Below are 907 nucleotides of genomic sequence, written 5' to 3'. Positions count from 1 at the left end.
CTGATCGAGCCGGCTCATGCGCTCCTCCGTGTCGTCCCGTGACACGGTAGGTCGACTTCAACCGGAGGCGACATCTCGTAAATCTGGCCGTCGCCTTACTCACACATTCGCGCGTCGCGCTACACACAGGTCTTCCAAATCCGAAAGAAAGGTTCGAGCAGGTCGTTCTGCTGAAGAAATGGCCTATGGGCTGGTTCGATATCTATACCAAAGAAGACTATGTACGATTAGACCCTATTATCCGCTTGTGCAGGGCCACCACTCAACCTTTCGAATGGTCCGAAGCTCCCTATAGCCGAGAAACCGAATCAGGAGCTGCCGAGGTCATGGACCGGGCCACGGATTTCAGAATGAAAGAGGGTTTCTGTCTGCCCATCCATGGGATCAATGGCTACGAGGCCTGTTTTTCCATGAGCGGCGTTGACCTGGATCTCTCGTCCAGGACGAAGCCGGCCTTACACTTGATGGCCATGTATGCCTTTGAGCGCACCAGGCAGTTGCTTAAGCCCAGCCCGAATGCCGGCTCAGGTATCCTCACCCCACGGGAGCGTGAGACCTTGATCTGGGCTGCTGCAGGGAAGTCCGCAGCCGATACAGGAGATATTCTCGGCATTACGGAACGTACGGTGACAGCCCATATCGCAAGTGCCTGTCAGAAACTGGATGCCGTCAACAAGACTCAGGCTGTAGCGCGAGCTCTGCAATACAGGTTGATAGGCCTATGACGCCTCACCTGTAACTTCCTACAATATCTTTTCTCTTTCGGATGCGACAAGACTCCCGCCCTAGTGTTCTGTCACTGACGAGTGATTCCGAAATCCGATCCGACGTGCGATCCTGCTCTGATGGGCAAGATCGAACGCATTGAGGTTCCCGCCGCTGATCGAGATCGCTTGGAGAGCTTGGT

Annotated in this window: 1 protein-coding gene; it reads left to right on the top strand. The window is 54.8% G+C overall.

Annotation, left to right across the window (positions count from 1 at the left end; translation table 11 throughout):
• Window positions 1-83 precede the first annotated feature (83 nt).
• Window positions 84-725, top strand: a complete 642-nt coding sequence (locus FS320_RS44245; protein ID WP_152718765.1) for a helix-turn-helix transcriptional regulator — start codon at window positions 84-86, stop codon at window positions 723-725.
• Window positions 726-907: the final 182 nt, after the last annotated feature.

Origin of the sequence: Microvirga tunisiensis, from assembly GCF_009296175.1 — a bacterium.
Taxonomy (GTDB): domain Bacteria; phylum Pseudomonadota; class Alphaproteobacteria; order Rhizobiales; family Beijerinckiaceae; genus Microvirga; species Microvirga tunisiensis.
This window is presented reverse-complemented; position numbering and strand designations above follow the sequence as displayed.